Source organism: Bradyrhizobium sp. (assembly GCF_016462955.1).
Taxonomy (GTDB): domain Bacteria; phylum Pseudomonadota; class Alphaproteobacteria; order Rhizobiales; family Xanthobacteraceae; genus Bradyrhizobium.
In genome coordinates this window covers 6,800-8,980 of the sequence record NZ_JAEMSD010000279.1, presented here as the reverse complement: position 1 = coordinate 8,980, position 2,181 = coordinate 6,800, and the positions used below count along the sequence as shown (strand labels likewise).

The following is a 2,181-nucleotide window of genomic DNA, read 5'->3' as shown; positions in this document are numbered from 1 at the left end:
CATCCCGGTCTACACGCTGATCATCTCCGCCTTCATTCCCGCCAAGGAGGTCTGGGGCTTCATCAACCTGCAGGGGCTCGTGATGTTCGGCCTCTATGCCACCGGCATCGTCAGCGCGCTTGCCGTCTCGTACGTGATCAAGTTCTTCATGATCCGCGACTATGCGCCGGCGCCGTTCATGCTGGAGCTGCCGGACTACAAGATGCCGCGGCTGAAATCGATCGCGATCGGCATCTACACCCGCGCCAAGATGTTCCTCGTGCGCGCTGGCACGACGATCTTCTCGATGATGGTGCTGATCTGGTTCCTGGCCTCGTTCCCGCAGCCGCCGGCAGGCGCCACCGAGCCCGCGATCGACTTCAGCCTGGCGGCGATGATCGGCAAGGCGCTGGAGCCGCTGCTCGCGCCGGTCGGCTTCAACTGGCAGATCGCGGTGGCGCTGATTCCGGGCATGGCGGCCCGCGAGGTCGCGGTCGCAGCCCTCGGCACGGTCTACGCCATTGAAGGCGGCAAGGAAGCGGCCGAGCAGATCGGCCAGGTGCTGGCCACCAAATGGTCGCTTGCGACCGCGCTATCGATGCTGGCCTGGTACATCTTCGCCCCGCAATGCGCCTCCACGCTTGCCGTGATCCGGCGCGAGACCGGAAGCTGGGCCTGGATGGGCGCGACCTTCACCTACATGCTGGTGCTGGCCTATGCGGCGAGCTTCGTGACGTACAACATCGCGGTCGCGCTGGGCGCGGGCTGACCCCCCAAAACAAAACTGAGAAAACAACCCCATGCACAGTAGGCCGTGGGTCGTAAAATCAATAACTTACGGATTTTCCTAAGTCTGCTTGCTCCGTCGGGCAAAACAGTGGCATCTTGGTGTCATCGAAGATGGACAGGGCTCATGCCTGGGACGCTGGGTTGGCTACTCGCCGCGCGCATGTGACTATATCACAGTCGCAACCTTCGATCTCAGTTATGTTCAGGTCATTTGATACGGTTGCGCTGCGGGGCTGCAATGGGCGCTTTTCGATTTTTTCTTTTGTTGTTCCTTGTCATCGGGCTGGGAGGCGGATCGGCGCTGGCAGATAAGCGCATGGCGCTGGTGGTCGGCAACTCGGCCTACAAAAACGTGCCGCCTTTAGCCAATCCCAACAACGACGCCGCGCTGGTCGGCGCCATGTTCACGAAAGCGGGGTTCGACTTGGTGGAGGTCAAGACCGATCTCAACGCGGTCGAGATGCGCCGGGTGCTTCGCGACTTTGGCGGCAGGACCCGCGAGGCCGCCGTCGCCATCATTTATTATGCGGGGCACGGCATCGAGCTCGACGGTACCAACTACCTGATTCCCACTGATGCGAAATTGGAGACGGACAGCGACGTTCTCGACGAAACGCTTTCACTCGACCGCGCCATGTTTGCCGTCGAACCAGCCAGACAGCTCCGGCTCGTCATCCTAGACGCTTGCCGCGACAATCCATTTGCCAAGACCATGAAGCGCACGCTCGCATCGCGTGGCATCGGCCGTGGTCTTGCCAAGGTCGAGCCCACGAGCCCCAACACAATGATCGCCTTTGCGGCGAAGGCCGGCTCCACGGCATCGGACGGCATCGCGCAAAACAGTCCGTTCGCTGCCGCTCTCGTTGACCGCCTGCCCACCCCCGGCCTCGACCTGCGCAAGGCCTTCGGATTCATTCGGGACGATGTTCTCAAAAAGACCGGCTACCAGCAGGAGCCCTACGTCTACGGCTCGCTCGGCGGCGATGACGTGCCGTTGGTTCCGGCGAAGCCGGCGGCGGCGCCACAGGCCAACCCGCAGGACGCAGTTCGCCGGGACTATGAACTGGCCTTGCAAGCCGGCGACCACGATGGGTGGGCCTCGTTCCTTCGCACCTATCCAGACGGTTTCTATGCCGACCTCGCCAAAGTACAGCTGAAAAAGATCGCAGCCGAGGAGGCGCGCGTTGCTGCGACCTTGAAGGCAAGGCAGGCGGAGGAGGAAAAAGCGCGCCTTGCTGCCGACCGGGCCAAGAAAGCCGATCAAGAGAAGGCGACGGCCGCAGCCAAGTCCGCCGAGGATGCCCGGCTCGCCGCGGAGAAGACAAACGAGATTGAGCAAGCCAAGGCGGCAGCCGCCGAACAGCGAAGGAAGGACGTCGAGACTGCAGCGACGCAGCTTGGCAAGATGCCTGC

The 2,181-nt window shown here is 62.4% G+C and carries 2 protein-coding genes; both read left to right on the top strand.

What is annotated here, in order from left to right:
- On the top strand, positions 1-748 hold a 748-nt coding region (locus JHD07_RS24610; protein WP_291626765.1), incomplete at its 5' end, for a nucleoside recognition domain-containing protein.
- Positions 749-1,006: 258 nt separating this feature from the next.
- On the top strand, positions 1,007-2,181 hold a 1,175-nt coding region (locus JHD07_RS24605), incomplete at its 3' end, for a caspase family protein (protein WP_291626767.1).